Below are 16,485 nucleotides of genomic sequence, written 5' to 3'. Positions count from 1 at the left end.
GTTGGCACCGAACAGGCCAAATGCCTCGCGCCCATCATTGACGATTATCAAAGCTGGCAGCAAATGGGAACCGAAGCATTCCTTTCAGCCTGCACAAAGTCCCGGAATACAGCAAGCGAAACGCTGGAATCGCTATAATCCAAGGGTTGCCAGCCATCGGACGTGTTACGCCCCTTCAAAAGTCACGCGGTCGGTTCTTGTGAACACTTCGAGGTCATCGCCACGCACCAGCGCAATAATCGTCAATCCTGCCTTTTCGGCGGTTTCTATCGCAAGCGCCGTCGGCGCGGAAACCGCGGCGAGAACCGGACTGCCAAGGATCGCCGCCTTCTGAACCATTTCGACCGATACACGGCTCGTGACGACGACAATGCCATCCGCACCCTTGCGACCGGCCCGCAGAACCGAGCCTGCAAGCTTATCGAGGGCATTGTGGCGCCCGACATCTTCCCGAACCGAAATCAGCCCCTCGCCGGGGATGTAGAAGCCAGCACCGTGAACGGCGCGCGTTTCGCGGTTCAGCGATTGAGCATCCGTCAGCGCATTCATCGCAATCGCGATTTCATGCGCATTAACGGCCATTTCAATGGACGACACGTCAGGGACGGGGCGAACGGCCTGCTCGATGGATTCGATGCCGCAGAGGCCGCATCCAACCGGTCCCGCCATATGCCGTCTTCTGGACCGCAGCGCATCCGCCTGCTCATCGAGCAAGGTCACCTGAACATCGAAACCCTGTTCGGTATCGAGAACATCCACCGCCTCGACTTGATCAGCGCCTGCGATAATCCCCTCGGTCAGGCTGAACCCGTAAGCGAAATCCTCCAGATCGGCAGGTGTTGCCATCATCACCGCGTGCGTGGAGCCACCATAGGAAAACGCTATCGGCACCTCATCCGGTGCAGAGCGGGTTCCTTCGCTCACCGAACCGTCGCGCAACGAAATGCGCTTGACGGATCGATAAGCGGAGCGCGCTGGCTTGACCGTTTCATCCATGGGCAGCTTCCTTGTTTCACGCTCGATAAGGTAGACGGTGAGAATGAGAGCTCAATCACATCTCTGACAGAGATAGGGCACGCGGCTTTAGAAACCAAATCGCACGCTCTTCGCGCGGCACTCGCAGCCGTCGAAACGGAACCGCGCTACGCACCTTCGGCCCAACTGGATGCTTGATCGCCTGAACGTGGCGTCCAGACACAACCAGTTCCGGCATGGGCACCCATCAAACAAAAAGCGGCCCGTTCCGGCCGCTTCGTGTCTTGTCATTCCTGTGGACAGTCATCCTTGCGGACCCGCCCGGTGCTTTCAAGCAGCGACGAGAACCTCATGCAGGTTCGTCAGTTCGTAGAGGTGCTTTTCCAGCTTCGTCAGATGCTCGTGGTGATGATTGCCTTCATCGATCTCGGAGCGGGCATTGTCGATGCGCTTCTGCAGATCGTCAGGGCTCAGATCGTCTGCCGAAACAGCGGATTCAGCAAGCAGCGTGCAACCGGTCGGCAGGATGTCGGCAAAGCCGCCGAAGACGACGTATTTGTGCGTTTCGCCGGAAGCGAACTTCACGGTGACGACGCCCGGCTTGATCGTGGTCATGACCGGCGCATGGTTTGCCAGAACCGTCATTTCGCCAAGGGTCGCCGGAATGACGACTTCGCTGACCGTTTCGGAGACCAGCAGACGCTCGGGAGAAACAAGTTCAAATTTGAAAGTGTCGGCCATGGCTATTCACTTCTTCTGTTTACGCGAATTTGGATTACGCGAGGAGCAAAGGGGCGCGGCCATTACCGCGCACCCGTTTTATCACATTAAGCGGCTTCGCCAGCCAGCTTCTTTGCCTTTTCGATCGCTTCTTCCATGGAGCCAACCATGTAGAATGCAGCTTCCGGCAGGTGGTCGTACTCGCCGTTGACGAGACCCTTGAAGCCCTTGATCGTGTCTTCGAGAGCAACGAGCTTGCCCGGAGAACCGGTGAAGACTTCGGCGACGAAGAACGGCTGGGACAGGAAGCGTTCGATCTTACGAGCGCGCGCAACGGCCAGACGGTCTTCTTCCGACAGTTCGTCCATGCCGAGGATGGCGATGATGTCCTGAAGAGCCTTGTAGCGCTGCAGGGTCGACTGAACCTTACGGGCCACTTCGTAATGCTCTTCGCCAACGATCATCGGGTCGAGCATGCGCGACGTGGAGTCGAGCGGGTCAACAGCCGGGTAGATACCCTTTTCAGCGATCGAGCGCGACAGAACCGTCGTTGCGTCCAAGTGGGCGAACGAGGTTGCCGGTGCCGGGTCGGTCAAGTCGTCGGCAGGCACGTAAATGGCCTGAACCGAGGTGATCGAACCCTTGGTCGTCGTGGTGATGCGTTCCTGCATCTGGCCCATGTCGGTTGCCAGCGTCGGCTGATAACCCACAGCGGAAGGAATACGGCCCAAGAGAGCCGACACTTCGGAACCAGCTTGCGTGAAGCGGAAGATGTTGTCCACGAAGAACAGAACGTCCTGTCCCTTGTCGCGGAAGTCTTCAGCAATCGTCAGACCCGTCAGAGCAACACGAGCGCGCGCACCCGGCGGTTCGTTCATCTGGCCGTAAACGAGCGCAGCCTTGGAGCCTTCGCCGCCACCCAGCTTGTTCACGCCGGATTCGATCATTTCGTGGTAAAGGTCGTTGCCTTCGCGTGTACGCTCACCCACGCCAGCAAACACCGAGTAACCACCATGCGCCTTGGCGACGTTGTTGATCAGTTCCATGATCAGAACGGTCTTGCCAACGCCAGCACCGCCGAAGAGGCCGATTTTACCACCCTTTGCGTAAGGTGCGAGAAGGTCGACGACCTTGATGCCGGTGACGAGGATCTGGCCTTCGGTCGACTGGTCGACGTAGGAAGGTGCTTCCTGGTGAATGGCGCGCTTGCCGGAAGTGACCAGGGGGCCAGCTTCGTCAACCGGCTCGCCGATGACGTTCATGATACGACCGAGCGTCTCAGGACCAACCGGAACGGTGATCGGAGCGCCGGTATCCGTAACGGCCTGACCGCGAACCAGACCTTCGGTCGAGTCCATGGCGATCGTGCGAACGACGTTTTCGCCCAGATGCTGCGCAACTTCGAGAACCAGACGGTTGCCGTTATTGTCAGTTTCGACGGCGTTCAGGATCGCAGGCAGGGCGCCTTCGAATGCCACGTCGACAACAGCGCCGATAACCTGCGTAACCTTGCCGGTCGCGCCAGTGATCGCTGCGGTTTTCTTGGGGGTAGCTGCCTTAGCCATTATCCTTACCCTCTTTCCTTAACCTCAGAGCGCTTCCGCGCCCGAAATGATTTCAATCAGTTCCTTGGTGATCTGAGCCTGACGCTGACGGTTATAGGACAGCGTCAGCTTGTGGATCATTTCACCGGCGTTGCGCGTGGCGTTGTCCATCGCGCTCATCTTGGCACCCATTTCGCCAGCGACGTTTTCGAGCAGAGCCCGGAAAACCTGGACGGAAATGTTGCGCGGAATAAGGTCTTCCAGAATGGAAGCCGCATCCGGCTCGTATTCGTAAATCGCTGTCGTTGCAGACTGCTCAGCCTCGACCGCAGGTGCCGCAGCAGGAATGAGCTGCAGACCCGTCGGCACCTGGCTGATCACCGACTTGAACTCGGAATAGATCAGTGTGCAAACGTCGAATTCACCGGCGTTGAAACGCGCAATGATCTCCTTGGCGATGTTGTCGGCATTCTCGAATCCGACGCGCTTCACGTCACGCAGTTCGATGCGCTCGATGATCTTGTCGGAAAATTCGCGACGCAGGCTGTCGTAGCCCTTCTTGCCAACGGTCATGATCTTGACCGTCTTGCCTTCCGCGATCAGCTTGCGGGCACGCTCACGGGCAAAACGGGAAATCTGGCTGTTGAAACCGCCGCAAAGACCACGCTCTGCGGTGCAGACGACGAGCAGATGCACGTCGTCCTTGCCCGTACCGGTCATCAGAACCGGAGCAACGTCCGCCTCTACCGCCTGAGCGATATTGGCAAGAACGGCGCCCATGCGCTGCGAGTAAGGCCGGGCGGCCTCCGCAGCTTCCTGGGCGCGCCGAAGCTTCGCCGCGGCGACCATTTTCATCGCCTTGGTAATCTTCTGCGTCGCCTTTACGGAGGCAATGCGGTTTTTCAGATCCTTTAGTGAAGGCATCCGTTATCCGTCCCAGTCACGAGGCTAATCAGGAGAAAGACTTGGCGAAGTTTTCAAGAGCAGTCTTCAGCTTGCCCTTGGTGTCATCGCTAACAGCCTTTTCCGTGCGGATGGTGTCGAGAATGCCCTTGCCTTCCGAACGAAGGTAGGACAGCAGACCCTGCTCGAACCTGCCGACATCGGCAACAGCAACCTTGTCGAGGTAACCGTTTACGCCAGCAAAGATCACCGCAACCTGTTCTTCCGTCTTGAGCGGAGAGAACTGTGGCTGCTTGAGCAGCTCGGTCAGACGTGCACCACGGTTCAGCAGGCGCTGCGTGGAGGCATCAAGGTCGGAACCGAACTGGGCAAACGCTGCCATTTCACGATACTGGGCAAGCTCGCCCTTGATCGAACCGGCAACCTGCTTCATGGCCTTGATCTGCGCGGCAGAACCAACGCGGGAAACCGACAGACCGACGTTAACGGCCGGACGGATACCCTGATAGAACAGGTCGGTTTCGAGGAAGATCTGGCCGTCGGTGATCGAGATCACGTTGGTCGGAATGAACGCGGAAACGTCGTTGCCCTGCGTTTCGATGACTGGCAGAGCCGTCAGCGAACCCGCACCGGCTTCGTCACCCATCTTGGCGGCGCGCTCGAGCAGACGGGAATGCAGGTAGAAAACGTCGCCAGGATAGGCTTCGCGGCCCGGAGGACGACGCAGAAGAAGCGACATCTGACGGTAGGCAACAGCCTGCTTGGAAAGGTCGTCGTAACCGATCAGCGCATGCTGGCCGTTGTCACGGAAGTACTCGCCCATGGCGCAACCGGCAAACGGTGCCAGATACTGCATCGGAGCAGGATCGGAAGCCGTTGCAGCGATGATGATGGAGTACTGAAGAGCGCCACGCTCTTCGAGAACCTTCACGAACTGAGCAACCGTGGAACGCTTCTGGCCGATGGCCACGTAAACGCAGTACAGCTTTTCGCTGTCCGGGCCATTGTCGTGAATGGCCTTCTGGTTGAGGATCGTGTCGAGAATGATGGCGGTCTTGCCGGTCTGGCGGTCGCCGATGACGAGCTCGCGCTGGCCACGGCCAACCGGGATCAGAGCATCGATGGCCTTAAGGCCGGTCGACATTGGCTCATGAACCGACTTGCGCGGAATGATGCCGGGAGCCTTGACGTCGACGCGCGAACGGCGCGTTGCGTTGATCGGGCCCTTGCCGTCGATCGGGTTGCCGAGAGCGTCAACGACGCGGCCAAGCAGCTCAGGACCGACAGGAACGTCAACGATAGCGCCGGTGCGCTTGACGGTGTCGCCTTCCTTGATGTCACGGTCGGAACCGAAAATAACAACACCGACGTTGTCGTTTTCAAGGTTCAGGGCCATGCCGCGGATGCCGCCTGGGAACTCGACCATTTCACCAGCCTGAACATTGTCGAGGCCGTAAACGCGGGCGATGCCGTCACCGACGGACAATACCTGGCCGACTTCCGAGACTTCTGCCTCGTTGCCGAAATTTTTGATCTGGTCTTTAAGAATTGCGGAAATTTCCGCGGCGCGGATATCCATCAGCCAACCTCTTTCAGTGCAAGCTTAAGGGTGGAAAGTTTGGTGCGAAGAGACGTATCGATCTGGCGTGAACCGACCTTGACGATGAGACCGCCGAGGATGGAGGGATCGACCGTGAGGGCGATCGTCACTTCCTTGCCGGTCACGCTCTTCAGCGCCGCTTTCAGTTCAGTTTCCTGCGCTTCGTCGAGCGCATGAGCCGAAGTAACTTCGGCAACGACTTCGCCGCGGTGAGCGGCAGCAATGGTACGATAGGCAGCAATCATGCCCGGAACAGCAAAGAGGCGGCGGTTATTGGCCACGACCTTGAGGAAATTGCCAGCGAGGCTTACGATACCGGCCTTGGCCACGATTGCCGCAACAGCCTTGGACTGATCCTCGGCAGAAAAGACAGGGCTCGCAACCAGACGCTTCAAATCGTCGCTTTCGTCGAGCAAAGCCTGAAACTTGTCGAGATCGGCACCGACCGCTTCAACGACACCCGCTTCCAAAGCAAGCTCGAAAAGCGAGGACGCATACCTATCCGCCACACCGGATGTTCCATGGGAGGTATCTGCCACGGGCAATTTTTCCCTGCTATTCATCCAAGAAACCGGAGCTGATCGCTCAGCTTCGTCAAATTCTTGAATTCGTTTCAATTTCCCCGAAAAAGGCCGGAATTCCCCCCTGCCTTATATCGATTTCGCGGTCCGTCTAGCATAGGACGCCGGGACTCGCAACACGCGTAATAGCGGAAACCTTCTTTTGAACAAGGGGTAAACCGGTTTAATTTTCTGAATTACGCGTTCGTGACACCAATGCCGGGCTTAAATGCATCAAAGCGTATGTTAAACCAGACCAAAGACGTATGCCAAAGGCAGGGCGGACAGAATCAGATGCACAACCAGAAGTAATAAATTCCGCATCGTTGCGCCTCCGTCCGACAGGATGGACAGGACCGCGCCGAACACCGCCAGAGCAAATGAGGCACCGAAGGCCAGGTAGACCATGGGCTGGGCAAGGAGCAGTGCAGTGGTACCGAAACCGAGATAGAAGCCGGCAAGGGACGAGCGGATCAGGACCAGCCCATCGCGGCGATCTCCCAGCTGCAAGCCGAACAGGCGGAATGTGATCATGGGCGCAAACATGATCACCAGGCCCATCAGCGACGAAAACACCGCCGCGCCGAACGCCAGTTGCTCACCCAGTTCGGTTGGAAAGTAAAACTCCATCGATCATCCCCAAAATTGCGAATCCCCTGCCCGCCTTATGGCATGGCGTGGCGCGTGCCGGAAGATGGTTAACGCCGATCCCGTCAATCGAAGCTTCGCTGGGAGGGCGTGGCACTGGATTTTAAAGGAAGCTTTGCGGATCGATGTCCGTCTGCACATGAATGGAGCCGCGCTCCTTCGGTCCGTTGGAAATCATGGCACGCAGAAAAGACTGCATATCCGAATTTCGCTTTCCATGAACGAGAAGCCGGAAGCGATAGCGCCCCCGGATCAGCGCCAGCGGCGCTTCGGCTGGCCCCAGCAACATAATCCCCGGGGCTTGCGGCGCGGAAGCTCTCAGCGCGCGGGCATGCGTTTCCGCCTCGGCGCGGCTATCGGCGGAGACGATGATGGAAGCGAGGCGACCGAAGGGTGGCAGCAACGCCTTCTCACGTTCGATGATTTCGCGCTCATAAAATGCACCGGCATCCCCGGACACAATGGCCTGCATGACGGGGTGCTGCGGCTGATAGGTCTGGAGAAGGCCATGGCTTTTGAGGCCGGTGCGGCCTGCACGACCGGTGACCTGCGACAATAGTTGGAAGGTGCGCTCAGCCGCACGCGGATCGCCATTCGCGAGACCCAGATCCGCATCGACAATGCCGACAAGCGTCATCAATGGGAAGTTATGCCCCTTGGCGACGAGCTGCGTACCGATGACGATATCGGCCTCACCCTTGACGATGGCCTCGAGCTCCAGCCGCAACCTTTTGACGCCCATGAGATCGGAAGACAGTACAATGGTGCGCGCTTCGGGAAAATGCTTCTCAACCTCTTCGGCGATGCGCTCAACGCCGGGACCACAGGCCGCGAGGTGATCGAAAGTGCCGCATTCCGGGCAATGGTCCGGCGTCGGCTGGTTATGGCCGCATTGATGACACTGGAGTTGATTGCGGAAGCGATGCTCCACAAGCCAGCTGGAACATTGAGGGCACTGGAAGCGGTGGCCGCAGACACGGCAAAGCGTCAAAGGTGCATAGCCACGCCGGTTGAGAAACAGCAGCGCCTGCTCGCCCTTTTCTATCGTCTTTCCAATTCCGCGTAAAAGCACAGGCGACAGGAAGCCGCCACGCTCCGGCGGATGGCGGCGCATATCCACCAGATGCAGATCCGGCATTGCCGCATCGCCAAAGCGCGTATGCAGATGAATGAGATTGTAACGACCGGAATTTCCGTTGACCTGGCTTTCCACCGATGGCGTGGCAGACACGAGAACAACAGGGAAGTCCCCGATCCGCGCACGTACCACCGCCATGTCGCGCGCATTATAAAAGACACGGTCTTCCTGCTTGTAGGCGGGGTCGTGTTCTTCATCCACGATAATGAGGCCGAGATTATCGAACGGCAGGAAGAGCGCAGAACGCGCGCCTGCCACCACGCGAACCTCTCCAGTGACCGTCTGACGCCAGACCTTTTCGCGCATGCGCGGCGAAAGATCGGAATGCCATTCCGCCGGGCGGGAGCCGAAGCGATCATGAAAGCGGTCGAGAAACGCAGCAGTCAGCGCAATTTCCGGCAGCAGGATCAGCACCTGCTTGCCCTGCCGAAGAGTTTCGGCCACGGCCTCGAAATAGACTTCCGTCTTACCGGAACCCGTGACGCCATCGATCAGGGAAACCGCGAAACTGCCCTTCCGCACATCCTCCAATATCTCAGAAGCCGCCTGCTTTTGCGGTCCTTCCAGACGGGATTCTGTATAGTCCGGGTCCGGCTCGGCCACGACGGGCGGCGCTGGCAGGAAGATCGTTTCGAAAATGCCCTGCTTGGCGAGACCTTCGATAACGCTGGTCGAGACGCCTGCGGCATGCGCCAGACCGCTTTTGGTCCAGCCCTGACCTTCCGCGGCAAGCTCCATCACCCGCTCGCGTGCAGACGTCAGCCGCTCCGGTCGCGCCTCGGTCAGCCGCAGGCCTTCGATCATCGGTTCGGGATCGAAAGCGGCAGGTGCGCGAAGCGCCATCCGCGCTACCAGACCGGGCGGAGACAGTGTGTAGGCGGAAACCCAATCGATGAACCGACGCATCTCGTCCCTAAGTGGTGGGCAATCGAAGGTCTTGGTGATGGGGCGCAGTTTCTTCGGATCCACGGACGCGCCGTCGGTCTTGTCCCACACGACACCAATGACCTGCCGCGGCCCCAGAGGCACCTGAACGATGGAGCCGGGCTCCACCACCATGTCTTCTGGCACGGAATAGCTATACGGACCCGGCGCAGGCATGGGCACCAGAACGGGAACGACATCGGTCGGCTCGGCAGAGCCGGTCTTTGAGCGCTCAGTGGGCTGATCGAACAGCGCACCGAAAAGATCGGTCGAATCTTTGGCCATGGTTGCGGCGAGATTGCCCTTTTGGAAACGAAAAGCGAACTTCTATGGCAGACGACGCTGGCTGTCACCCGCATTTTAACCAAATGCTGACTGCCGCCACCTATGCTGCGCAAGACCGTAACAGGACAAACGACTTGGACGAAATCCTCACCTTTGCCGATCCCGAACTGTTGAGCGAGCGGCAGACCTGGCTTGCCGCACTGGAAGGCGAGCGCCGCCTTTCCGATAATACGGTGGAAGCCTATGAGCGTGATACGCGCCAGTTCCTTATGTTTCTGACCGGCTATAACGGCCAGCCTGCGCGCGTTCGGGACATAGAAAACCTGCGTCCCACAAACCTTCGCGCCTTTCTGGCCGCGCGCCGAAAGGAAGGCGCGGGCGCGCGTTCACTGGGCAGACATCTTGCGGGACTTCGCTCTCTTCTCCGCTTTCTTGAAAAGAAAGGCATGGTCAACGCCGCAGGCGCAACGGCCATGCGCTCCCCAAAGCAGCCGAAGTCTCTGCCCAAGCCGCTGACAGACACGCAGGCGCTGAAGATCACCACAACGGATGCCCAGCTTGCGGAGGAGCCATGGATTGCCGCGCGCAACGCCGCTGTTCTGGCACTTCTTTATGGCAGCGGGCTGCGTATTTCAGAAGCCCTTGCCCTCACACCCCAAGACCTCACGCCCGCCGCGCGCAGCCTGCGCATTACCGGCAAGGGCAACAAGATGCGCCTCGTGCCTCTGCTGCCCGTGGTTCTGGAGGCGGTCGAAGAGTATCGCAAACTGTGCCCCTACCACTTGGCTGCCGATGAGCCGATGTTTCTCGGTGCGCGCGGCGGAAAGCTGCAGCCCGCCATCATCCAGCGGGAAATGCAGAAGCTGCGCGGCGCCTTTGGCCTGCCGGAAAATGCCACCCCGCATGCGCTACGCCACTCCTTCGCCACCCATCTTCTGGCAGGCGGCGGCGATCTGCGCACCATTCAGGAACTGCTGGGCCATGCCAGCCTTTCCACCACGCAGGTCTATACCGGTGTCGATACGGCACGGCTTCTCGAGATTTACGACAATGCCCACCCGCGCGCCTGAGTGCATTAACGATCTGGAAACCATAACCATTAACCGTCCGTGCAAAAAGCCTTCCCTATAAGCGATAAGAAGGAAACCGAGGTGATTCGATGACCGTTCTTTCGCGGCCGCAGGGCCTGACATCGCTGTTGATGGGCCGTTTGGGCAACGCGCTTTTGTGGCTTCTGGCTTCCGTCCATGTCGCCGCGCTCGCCGTACTGTTCGTGACGCTTCTGTCGATGACGGACGCCAATGCCGCCGAGCAGCCGCTGACCTGCGGTGGCAGCGACATTCTGACCGACATGCAGAAGAGCGACCCCATAGCCTATGCCGACATCGTGGCAGAGGCGGCCAAGACACCCAATGGCGTTGGCACCTTCTGGAAAATAGAGAAGGACGGGAAGCAACCGTCCTGGCTGCTTGGAACGATGCACATTTCCGACCCGCGCGTTTTGAAGATGCCTGAGGGTGCGAGCCAGGCATTTAGTGAGGCCGGTACAGTCATCGTTGAATCGGACGAGATCACCAGCGAGAAGCAAGCAGCGGCGTCCATTTTCGCCAAACCGGAACTAACCATGTTTACGGACGGAAAGTCGATCACCGATCTGATTTCGAAAGACGACGCAGCAAAGCTCGAGCGCGGTTTACAGGAACGTGGCATTCCACTGAATGCCGTCCTTAAAATGAAACCCTGGATTCTCTCGAGTTTCGTCGCCCTGCCCGCTTGCGAATTCGCTCGCAAAGCAAAGGGCGCGAGTTTTCTCGATATGAAGCTCGCAAATGACGCATTGAAAAGTGGCAAGCAGCTGGTCGGTCTCGAGACGCTGGTCGAGCAGATGAATGCACTGTCTGATCTGCCCATGTCATTCCACGTGCAGTCCCTGATCGAGATGCTACAACTTGGCGACCGTATGGAAGACGTCATGGCAACGATGATCGACCTTTATCTGAAGGGCGACATCAGCACGATCTCCCCAATGATGAAGAGCCTCGACCCGGATAAGGGCGAAGCAAGCACGCAAGAATACGCCGCCTTCGAACAGCGCGTCATCACCGACCGCAACCACGTCATGGCGGATCGCGCAGCTCCGCATTTGGAGGACGGACATGTTTTCATGGCCGTTGGCGCGCTTCACCTGCCGGGTAAGGAGGGCGTTATCGAATTGCTGCGCCAGAAGGGGTTTGTCGTTACTGCCGTTCGGTGATGCGTCCGTGCGGACTCAGGCTCACAGCGCCCAAGCCATACGCCGTAAAAGGTTCGTCCGCCAATAGAGCTGATGAACCAGCACACCCAGAATGTGCAGCACGATCAGCGCCCAAAGCAGCAGCTTGAGCGGGCCGCCATGCAGTTCGCCAGCCGTTTCATTGCCGAAATAGTATTTGCCGATGCCGGTAAACGGCATGAGGATGAAGATTGCGTAGAAAGCCCAATGGGCGATCTTGGCCACGAGTTTGGCAAGGGGCGGTTCTTCCAGCGGTGCCTCTGGCACGCCCTGGACAAGGCGAAGACAGAGCCGGATGAGACAGAGCACCAGAATAGCAATTCCGACATAGGCGTGGATGTTGGCTGAGGAGGTATCCGCCGGCGTCACTGGCTGACCGTGGCGAACGAGCCGGTTCCAATGCTCCATGCCATCGGAAAAAATGAGATTGAACAGGATGAGGAGCGCCATCGTCCAATGAAGCGCCTTTTGTGGACGGCTGTAACCGGTGATCGAAGCTGAACCCATAAGACGATCCTCATATTAGAGTGGTTCAAGACTTCATAATAAAAGCCGCATCGAGAAGAACAAGATGCGGCTTTCTGGCTTACCAAAATATAATGTTCCGCTCTGCTAGAGCCGATATGTCCGATTACATGTGGATCGGCTTGAAGAAGGTTGCCAGCGCGGCTTCTTTCACGGCTTCAGACATGGTCGGATGCGCATGGCAGGTGCGGCCAAGATCTTCGGACGAACCGCTGAATTCCATCAGAACCGCGATTTCGTGGATCATTTCGCCGGCGCCGAAGCCGACGATATGGCCGCCGAGAACGCGGTCGGTTTCCTTGTCCGCGAGGATCTTCACGAAACCATCGGTAACCTGCATGGCGCGTGCGCGACCGTTTGCCGTGAAGGGGAACTTGCCGACCTTGTAGGCAACGCCTGCGGCCTTCAGTTCCTCTTCCGTCTTGCCCACGGAAGCAACTTCCGGCTGGGTATAGACCACGCCCGGAATGACGTCGTAATTCACATGGCCATGCTGACCGGCGAGGATTTCAGCCAGTGCAACGCCTTCGTCTTCTGCCTTATGCGCCAGCATCGGGCCCTTCACCACGTCGCCGATGGCATAGATGCCCGCAACATTGGTCTTAAAGTGACCGTCGATTTCAACGCGACCACGGCTGTCGAGCGCAACGCCTGCTTCAGCAAGGCCGAGACCATCCGTGTAAGGCTTGCGACCTGTCGAAATCAGAACGACATCGGCTTCCAGCGTTTCAGCCGCACCGCCCTTGACCGGCTCGAACACGACCTTTGCGCCGGTCGCACCCTTTTCAACAGCAGTCACCTTTGCACCGAGCTTGAAATCGATGCCCTGCTTGGCGAACAGGCGCTGCGCCTGCTTGGAGACTTCGCCATCCATGCCACCGAGAATGTTGTCGAGATATTCAACGACGGTAACCTTCGCGCCGAGACGCTGCCAGACGGAGCCGAGCTCGAGACCGATCACCCCACCGCCCACAACGATGAGCTTTTCCGGAATCTTGGAGAGAGCAATCGCGCCCGTGGAGGAAACGATGACCTGCTCATCGATTTCGACCTGAACGCCCGGAATGCCTGCGACATCCGAACCCGTCGCGATAACGATGTTCTTGGCTTCGATTTCCTGAACTTCGCCCTTGTCGTTTGTGACGGAAACCTTTCCTGCGGACACAACCTTGCCGGTGCCCTGGAAAGCATCGATCTTGTTCTTCTTGAAAAGGAAGGCGACGCCATCGACATTGGCCTTCACCACGCCGTCCTTATGGCCCATCATCTTTTCTAGGTTCAGCTTGGGCGCAGACACTTCGATGCCGAGGCTATCGACGCCATGCGAGACATGCGCGAAGACTTCCGAAGCATGCAGCAGAGCCTTGGAAGGAATGCAGCCGACATTCAGGCACGTGCCGCCGTAAGTGGCGCGCTTTTCGATGACCGCGACTTTAAGACCCAGCTGCGCTGCCTTGACGGCGCAAACATATCCACCGGGGCCGGTGCCGATAACGACTACATCATATGCCATAGCTAATTCCTATTCCTGAGTGCTTGATTTCAGTTGATCAGACGAGCCGGGGCGCTTCTCAAGCTCCGCGACGAGGTCCATGAGTTCTTGTGAGCGAGGGGCAGGCGTGCTCTTGCCCTCAGCCTTCGCTTTTGCCGCATAGGCATTCATACTATGTGCGAAAGCGGCGTAACTTTTGTCGAGCAGACCATCGTGCGGCCCAAGCGCATTATCCGCTCCGGCCTCGATCATCGCGCGCAGCGCCGCTGGACGATCCTGCCGGATGACTTCGAACATAAACGAGCCACCCTGGCCCAAAATATAATCCTTGGGCGCAATTCTCTTCTCGGCCACGTATTTTGCAAAGCCCTTATCGTCGCCTTCTTGAAGCGCCTTATAAGCAGCCTTGTTATCGGCCTGTTGCTGCTCTGTCATTTGAGCGAGAACGGACGCTTCTTCTTTCTCCTCATCGCTACGACCATCGCCATTCTCGATGACGAAAAAATCGATGAGAGCAAGAACGGGTTTCCCATCCTTGTTCAATCCCCAGAAGGTAGGATAAAAGCCATCTCCCCAACCGGACTGAATGATCGCCGCCGCACCCGCATCGCTTTCGAGCGGTCTATCGATGGTAGCCTCATCCGACCTCTGGCCGGTCATGCTGTGGGAAAGCTTGTCGTCGTAATAATTGCTGTATCTGCTGCCCGGCTTCGACTGCTCGGCCTCCTGAAACTTCGTCTGCGAAGCGCCGTAGTCGGCATTTGCAAACGCGGCCAGCCCGGCGTCGACACCGATGCCAAAAAACTCATCGTCCTTTAGCGTATTGACGTCCTGCCCCTCTATCGTGGCGAGTTCAAAACGTTCGATCTTTTCACTCGAAAAACGAATAACGAGAAAGGCGGGGCGTGAATATTCCGCCGTGCCGCGAATGAAAGATACGGGATAAGTGCCCGGCTCGACACGACGCGCAAACGGCTTCGTCTCCGGCTGGACGAGAGGGTCCATCGCAACGAGACGACCATCGGAAAGCAAAAGTTCACCCACCGGCACTTCAATCAGATTGCGGTCGGCGAGTGACTTTGATGCATCGGTGAAAACCACTAGGTTAGAAGATATCTCGGCAGGATCCAACGACCCTTCGGCAGCACACCCGGATGCTGTCATAAGCGCAACGCCAGCCGCCGCCAGATATGTCAGGCTCTTTCTGATCACAGAAACAACCCGATCATCATGATCAAAAGGCCAACGAGACTACCGACCCACACCATCGAGCGGATATAGGGAACGCCGGTGAGATAAAGCGGGATATAGAGAATACGGGCAATGAGCCAAACGGTGCCGCCGAAAAGGCCGACGCCAGACGTATCGCCGGTCAGGATCATGGCCAGCAGCAAGCCGATGAAGGCGGGGTAGGTTTCCTGAAAGTTGCGCGATGCGCGCGCGGCTCTTCCGGCAACAACACCCTTGGGTTCTCTTGGTTCGTCCCTCGGACCGGCGTTCCACGCCGATCCGAGTTCCTTCGTAGCGGAAACGCCCTGAAGGAGAATGTGAATGAGGAGCAGAACGACGCTCAGGCTGAGCAGCGTCAAGAGATACGTTGCATGGGCTGAGGCGGCGTTCATGATACCCTCCTAGAAATTACAGATCGAGAACCAGACGCTCCGGATCTTCCAGGCTTTCCTTGACGCGAACGAGGAAGGTGACCGCTTCCTTGCCGTCAACGATGCGGTGATCGTAGGAAAGCGCGAGATACATCATCGGACGGATGACGATCTGGCCACCGACGACGACCGGGCGCTCCTGGATCTTGTGCATGCCGAGGATACCGGACTGCGGTGCGTTGAGGATCGGCGAGGACATCAGCGAGCCGTAAACGCCACCATTGGTAATGGTGAAGGTGCCGCCCTGCATGTCGGCCATGCCGAGCGAACCGTCGCGGGCTGCCTTGGCCAGACGACCGAGTTCCTTTTCGACGCCAGCGATGGAGAGCTGGTCGGCATCACGGATGACCGGAACGACAAGACCCTTGTCCGTGCCGACAGCCATGCCGACGTGACAATAGTTCTTGTAGATGATGTCGTTGCCATCGATTTCAGCGTTGACGGCGGGCAGTTCCTTCAGGGCATGCGTAACAGCCTTGGTGAAGAAGCCCATGAAGCCGAGCTTGACGCCGTGCTTCTTTTCGAAAACGTCCTTGTAGCGGTTACGCAGGTCCATGACCGCCTTCATGTCCACTTCGTTATAAGTGGTCAGCATGGCGGCAGTGTTCTGCGCGTCCTTGAGGCGACGGGCAATCGTCTGACGCAGACGCGTCATCTTCACGCGCTCTTCGCGAACGGCATCCTGCTCGGCAGAAACCGGACGCGGTGCGGAAGCGGCAGCAGGGGCTGCGGCAGGAGCAGAAACGCCCTTGGCGACAGCCGCCAGAACATCACCCTTCAGAACCTGACCGCGCTTGCCGGAACCATCGACCTGATCGGCAGAGAGGTTGTTTTCAGACAGCAGCTTGGCAGCGGCAGGAGCTGCCGGAACGGAACCGCTTGCAGCAGGTGCAGGTGCGGCAGCAGCCGGTGCTGCGGCAGGAGCCGGTGCGGCAGGTGCTGCAGCCGGTGCAGAGGTTGCAGCGCCTGCTGCACCTTCTGCGATCTGGCCGAGCAGCGCGTCGAGACCGACCGTCTCGCCGTTCTGTGCAACGATCTCGGTCAGTACGCCGGAAGCAGGTGCCGGAACTTCGACGGTAACCTTGTCGGTTTCCAGTTCTACCAGCGGCTCGTCAGCCTTGACGGTGTCACCGACTTTCTTGAACCAGGTGCCGACAGTTGCTTCGCTGACGGACTCACCCAGTGTTGGTACGCGGATTTCAGTGGCCATTTTATCGTTCCGTTATTCAGGTGTCTTT

At 58.2% G+C, this 16,485-nt stretch carries 15 protein-coding genes; 2 read left to right on the top strand and 13 right to left on the bottom strand.

Annotated features, from left to right (window positions below; translation table 11 throughout):
- Nucleotides 1-165: 165 nt before the first annotated feature.
- The 8 genes from fdhD to CFBP5473_RS02265 all read right to left on the bottom strand — a co-directional run bounded on the left by fdhD (nucleotide 166) and on the right by CFBP5473_RS02265 (nucleotide 9,297).
- Entirely contained in the window at nucleotides 166-996 is an 831-nt protein-coding gene (fdhD, locus tag CFBP5473_RS02300) for a formate dehydrogenase accessory sulfurtransferase FdhD (protein ID WP_037170653.1), read from the bottom strand.
- A 309-nt stretch (nucleotides 997-1,305) separates the two neighbouring features.
- A complete protein-coding gene (locus CFBP5473_RS02295) occupies nucleotides 1,306-1,716 on the bottom strand; it encodes a F0F1 ATP synthase subunit epsilon (protein WP_027673696.1) in 411 nt (136 codons plus the stop codon).
- Between the two features lie 86 nt (nucleotides 1,717-1,802).
- The gene (atpD, locus tag CFBP5473_RS02290) at nucleotides 1,803-3,260 is read right to left on the bottom strand and encodes a F0F1 ATP synthase subunit beta (protein WP_027673695.1); all 1,458 of its coding nucleotides are present in this window, start codon (nucleotides 3,258-3,260) and stop codon (nucleotides 1,803-1,805) included.
- Between the two features lie 24 nt (nucleotides 3,261-3,284).
- Nucleotides 3,285-4,163, bottom strand: coding sequence for a F0F1 ATP synthase subunit gamma (locus tag CFBP5473_RS02285; RefSeq protein WP_027673694.1), 879 nt, complete (start codon nucleotides 4,161-4,163; stop codon nucleotides 3,285-3,287).
- Between the two features lie 28 nt (nucleotides 4,164-4,191).
- Nucleotides 4,192-5,721 carry a F0F1 ATP synthase subunit alpha gene (gene atpA, locus CFBP5473_RS02280; RefSeq protein WP_027673693.1) on the bottom strand — a complete coding sequence of 510 codons (1,530 nt, stop codon included), beginning with the start codon at nucleotides 5,719-5,721 and terminating at the stop codon, nucleotides 4,192-4,194.
- Nucleotides 5,721-6,287, bottom strand: a complete 567-nt coding sequence (locus CFBP5473_RS02275; RefSeq protein WP_027673692.1) for a F0F1 ATP synthase subunit delta — start codon at nucleotides 6,285-6,287, stop codon at nucleotides 5,721-5,723. The genes atpA and CFBP5473_RS02275 overlap by 1 nt, the downstream gene beginning before the upstream one ends.
- Before the next feature lie 261 nt (nucleotides 6,288-6,548).
- Complete coding sequence (locus CFBP5473_RS02270) at nucleotides 6,549-6,932, bottom strand: AGROH133_08824 family phage infection protein (protein ID WP_027673691.1); 384 nt, start codon at nucleotides 6,930-6,932, stop codon at nucleotides 6,549-6,551.
- A 121-nt stretch (nucleotides 6,933-7,053) separates the two neighbouring features.
- Nucleotides 7,054-9,297: a primosomal protein N' gene (locus tag CFBP5473_RS02265; RefSeq protein ID WP_027673690.1), complete on the bottom strand. Its 2,244-nt coding sequence runs from the start codon at nucleotides 9,295-9,297 to the stop codon at nucleotides 7,054-7,056.
- An 83-nt stretch (nucleotides 9,298-9,380) separates the two neighbouring features.
- Between CFBP5473_RS02265 and CFBP5473_RS02260 the strand changes: the two genes are divergently transcribed.
- Both CFBP5473_RS02260 and CFBP5473_RS02255 read left to right on the top strand, forming a co-directional pair.
- The gene (locus tag CFBP5473_RS02260; protein ID WP_106389310.1) at nucleotides 9,381-10,367 is read left to right on the top strand and encodes a tyrosine recombinase XerC; all 987 of its coding nucleotides are present in this window, start codon (nucleotides 9,381-9,383) and stop codon (nucleotides 10,365-10,367) included.
- 89 nt (nucleotides 10,368-10,456) lie between these two features.
- Nucleotides 10,457-11,551 (top strand): TraB/GumN family protein, encoded by a 1,095-nt coding sequence (locus CFBP5473_RS02255; RefSeq protein WP_037170651.1) that lies wholly within the window; start codon nucleotides 10,457-10,459, stop codon nucleotides 11,549-11,551.
- Nucleotides 11,552-11,572: 21 nt separating this feature from the next.
- Here CFBP5473_RS02255 and CFBP5473_RS02250 read toward each other — a convergent pair whose 3' ends face one another.
- From CFBP5473_RS02250 to odhB, 5 genes are all read right to left on the bottom strand, one after another.
- A complete protein-coding gene (locus tag CFBP5473_RS02250; RefSeq protein WP_027673687.1) occupies nucleotides 11,573-12,076 on the bottom strand; it encodes a cytochrome b in 504 nt (167 codons plus the stop codon).
- Nucleotides 12,077-12,200: 124 nt separating this feature from the next.
- Nucleotides 12,201-13,607 carry a dihydrolipoyl dehydrogenase gene (gene lpdA / locus CFBP5473_RS02245; RefSeq protein ID WP_027673686.1) on the bottom strand — a complete coding sequence of 469 codons (1,407 nt, stop codon included), beginning with the start codon at nucleotides 13,605-13,607 and terminating at the stop codon, nucleotides 12,201-12,203.
- A 9-nt stretch (nucleotides 13,608-13,616) separates the two neighbouring features.
- The gene (locus CFBP5473_RS02240) at nucleotides 13,617-14,798 is read right to left on the bottom strand and encodes a DUF4241 domain-containing protein (protein WP_051441136.1); all 1,182 of its coding nucleotides are present in this window, start codon (nucleotides 14,796-14,798) and stop codon (nucleotides 13,617-13,619) included.
- Entirely contained in the window at nucleotides 14,795-15,208 is a 414-nt protein-coding gene (locus CFBP5473_RS02235) for an MAPEG family protein (RefSeq protein ID WP_027673685.1), read from the bottom strand. Before CFBP5473_RS02235 ends, CFBP5473_RS02240 begins: the two co-directional genes overlap by 4 nt.
- Before the next feature lie 16 nt (nucleotides 15,209-15,224).
- Nucleotides 15,225-16,457, bottom strand: a complete 1,233-nt coding sequence (odhB, locus tag CFBP5473_RS02230; protein WP_027673684.1) for a 2-oxoglutarate dehydrogenase complex dihydrolipoyllysine-residue succinyltransferase — start codon at nucleotides 16,455-16,457, stop codon at nucleotides 15,225-15,227.
- Nucleotides 16,458-16,485 lie beyond the last annotated feature (28 nt).

The sequence above is a fragment of the Agrobacterium larrymoorei genome (assembly GCF_005145045.1).
GTDB lineage: Bacteria > Pseudomonadota > Alphaproteobacteria > Rhizobiales > Rhizobiaceae > Agrobacterium > Agrobacterium larrymoorei.
The sequence above is the reverse complement of the archived record's forward strand: the minus strand, read 5'-3'. Positions and strand labels throughout refer to the sequence as shown.

What these genes read in the sequence shown, in the direction of transcription:
- fdhD (WP_037170653.1), bottom strand. Translation starts at nt 996, where the DNA reads ATGGATGAAACGGTCAAGCCAGCGCGCTCCGCTTATCGATCCGTCAAG.
- CFBP5473_RS02295 (WP_027673696.1), bottom strand. Translation starts at nt 1,716, where the DNA reads ATGGCCGACACTTTCAAATTTGAACTTGTTTCTCCCGAGCGTCTGCTG.
- atpD (WP_027673695.1), bottom strand. Translation starts at nt 3,260, where the DNA reads ATGGCTAAGGCAGCTACCCCCAAGAAAACCGCAGCGATCACTGGCGCG.
- CFBP5473_RS02285 (WP_027673694.1), bottom strand. Translation starts at nt 4,163, where the DNA reads ATGCCTTCACTAAAGGATCTGAAAAACCGCATTGCCTCCGTAAAGGCG.
- atpA (WP_027673693.1), bottom strand. Translation starts at nt 5,721, where the DNA reads ATGGATATCCGCGCCGCGGAAATTTCCGCAATTCTTAAAGACCAGATC.
- CFBP5473_RS02270 (WP_027673691.1), bottom strand. Translation starts at nt 6,932, where the DNA reads ATGGAGTTTTACTTTCCAACCGAACTGGGTGAGCAACTGGCGTTCGGC.
- CFBP5473_RS02265 (WP_027673690.1), bottom strand. Translation starts at nt 9,297, where the DNA reads ATGGCCAAAGATTCGACCGATCTTTTCGGTGCGCTGTTCGATCAGCCC.
- CFBP5473_RS02260 (WP_106389310.1), top strand. Translation starts at nt 9,381, where the DNA reads ATGCTGACTGCCGCCACCTATGCTGCGCAAGACCGTAACAGGACAAAC.
- CFBP5473_RS02255 (WP_037170651.1), top strand. Translation starts at nt 10,457, where the DNA reads ATGACCGTTCTTTCGCGGCCGCAGGGCCTGACATCGCTGTTGATGGGC.
- CFBP5473_RS02250 (WP_027673687.1), bottom strand. Translation starts at nt 12,076, where the DNA reads ATGGGTTCAGCTTCGATCACCGGTTACAGCCGTCCACAAAAGGCGCTT.
- lpdA (WP_027673686.1), bottom strand. Translation starts at nt 13,607, where the DNA reads ATGGCATATGATGTAGTCGTTATCGGCACCGGCCCCGGTGGATATGTT.
- CFBP5473_RS02235 (WP_027673685.1), bottom strand. Translation starts at nt 15,208, where the DNA reads ATGAACGCCGCCTCAGCCCATGCAACGTATCTCTTGACGCTGCTCAGC.
- odhB (WP_027673684.1), bottom strand. Translation starts at nt 16,457, where the DNA reads ATGGCCACTGAAATCCGCGTACCAACACTGGGTGAGTCCGTCAGCGAA.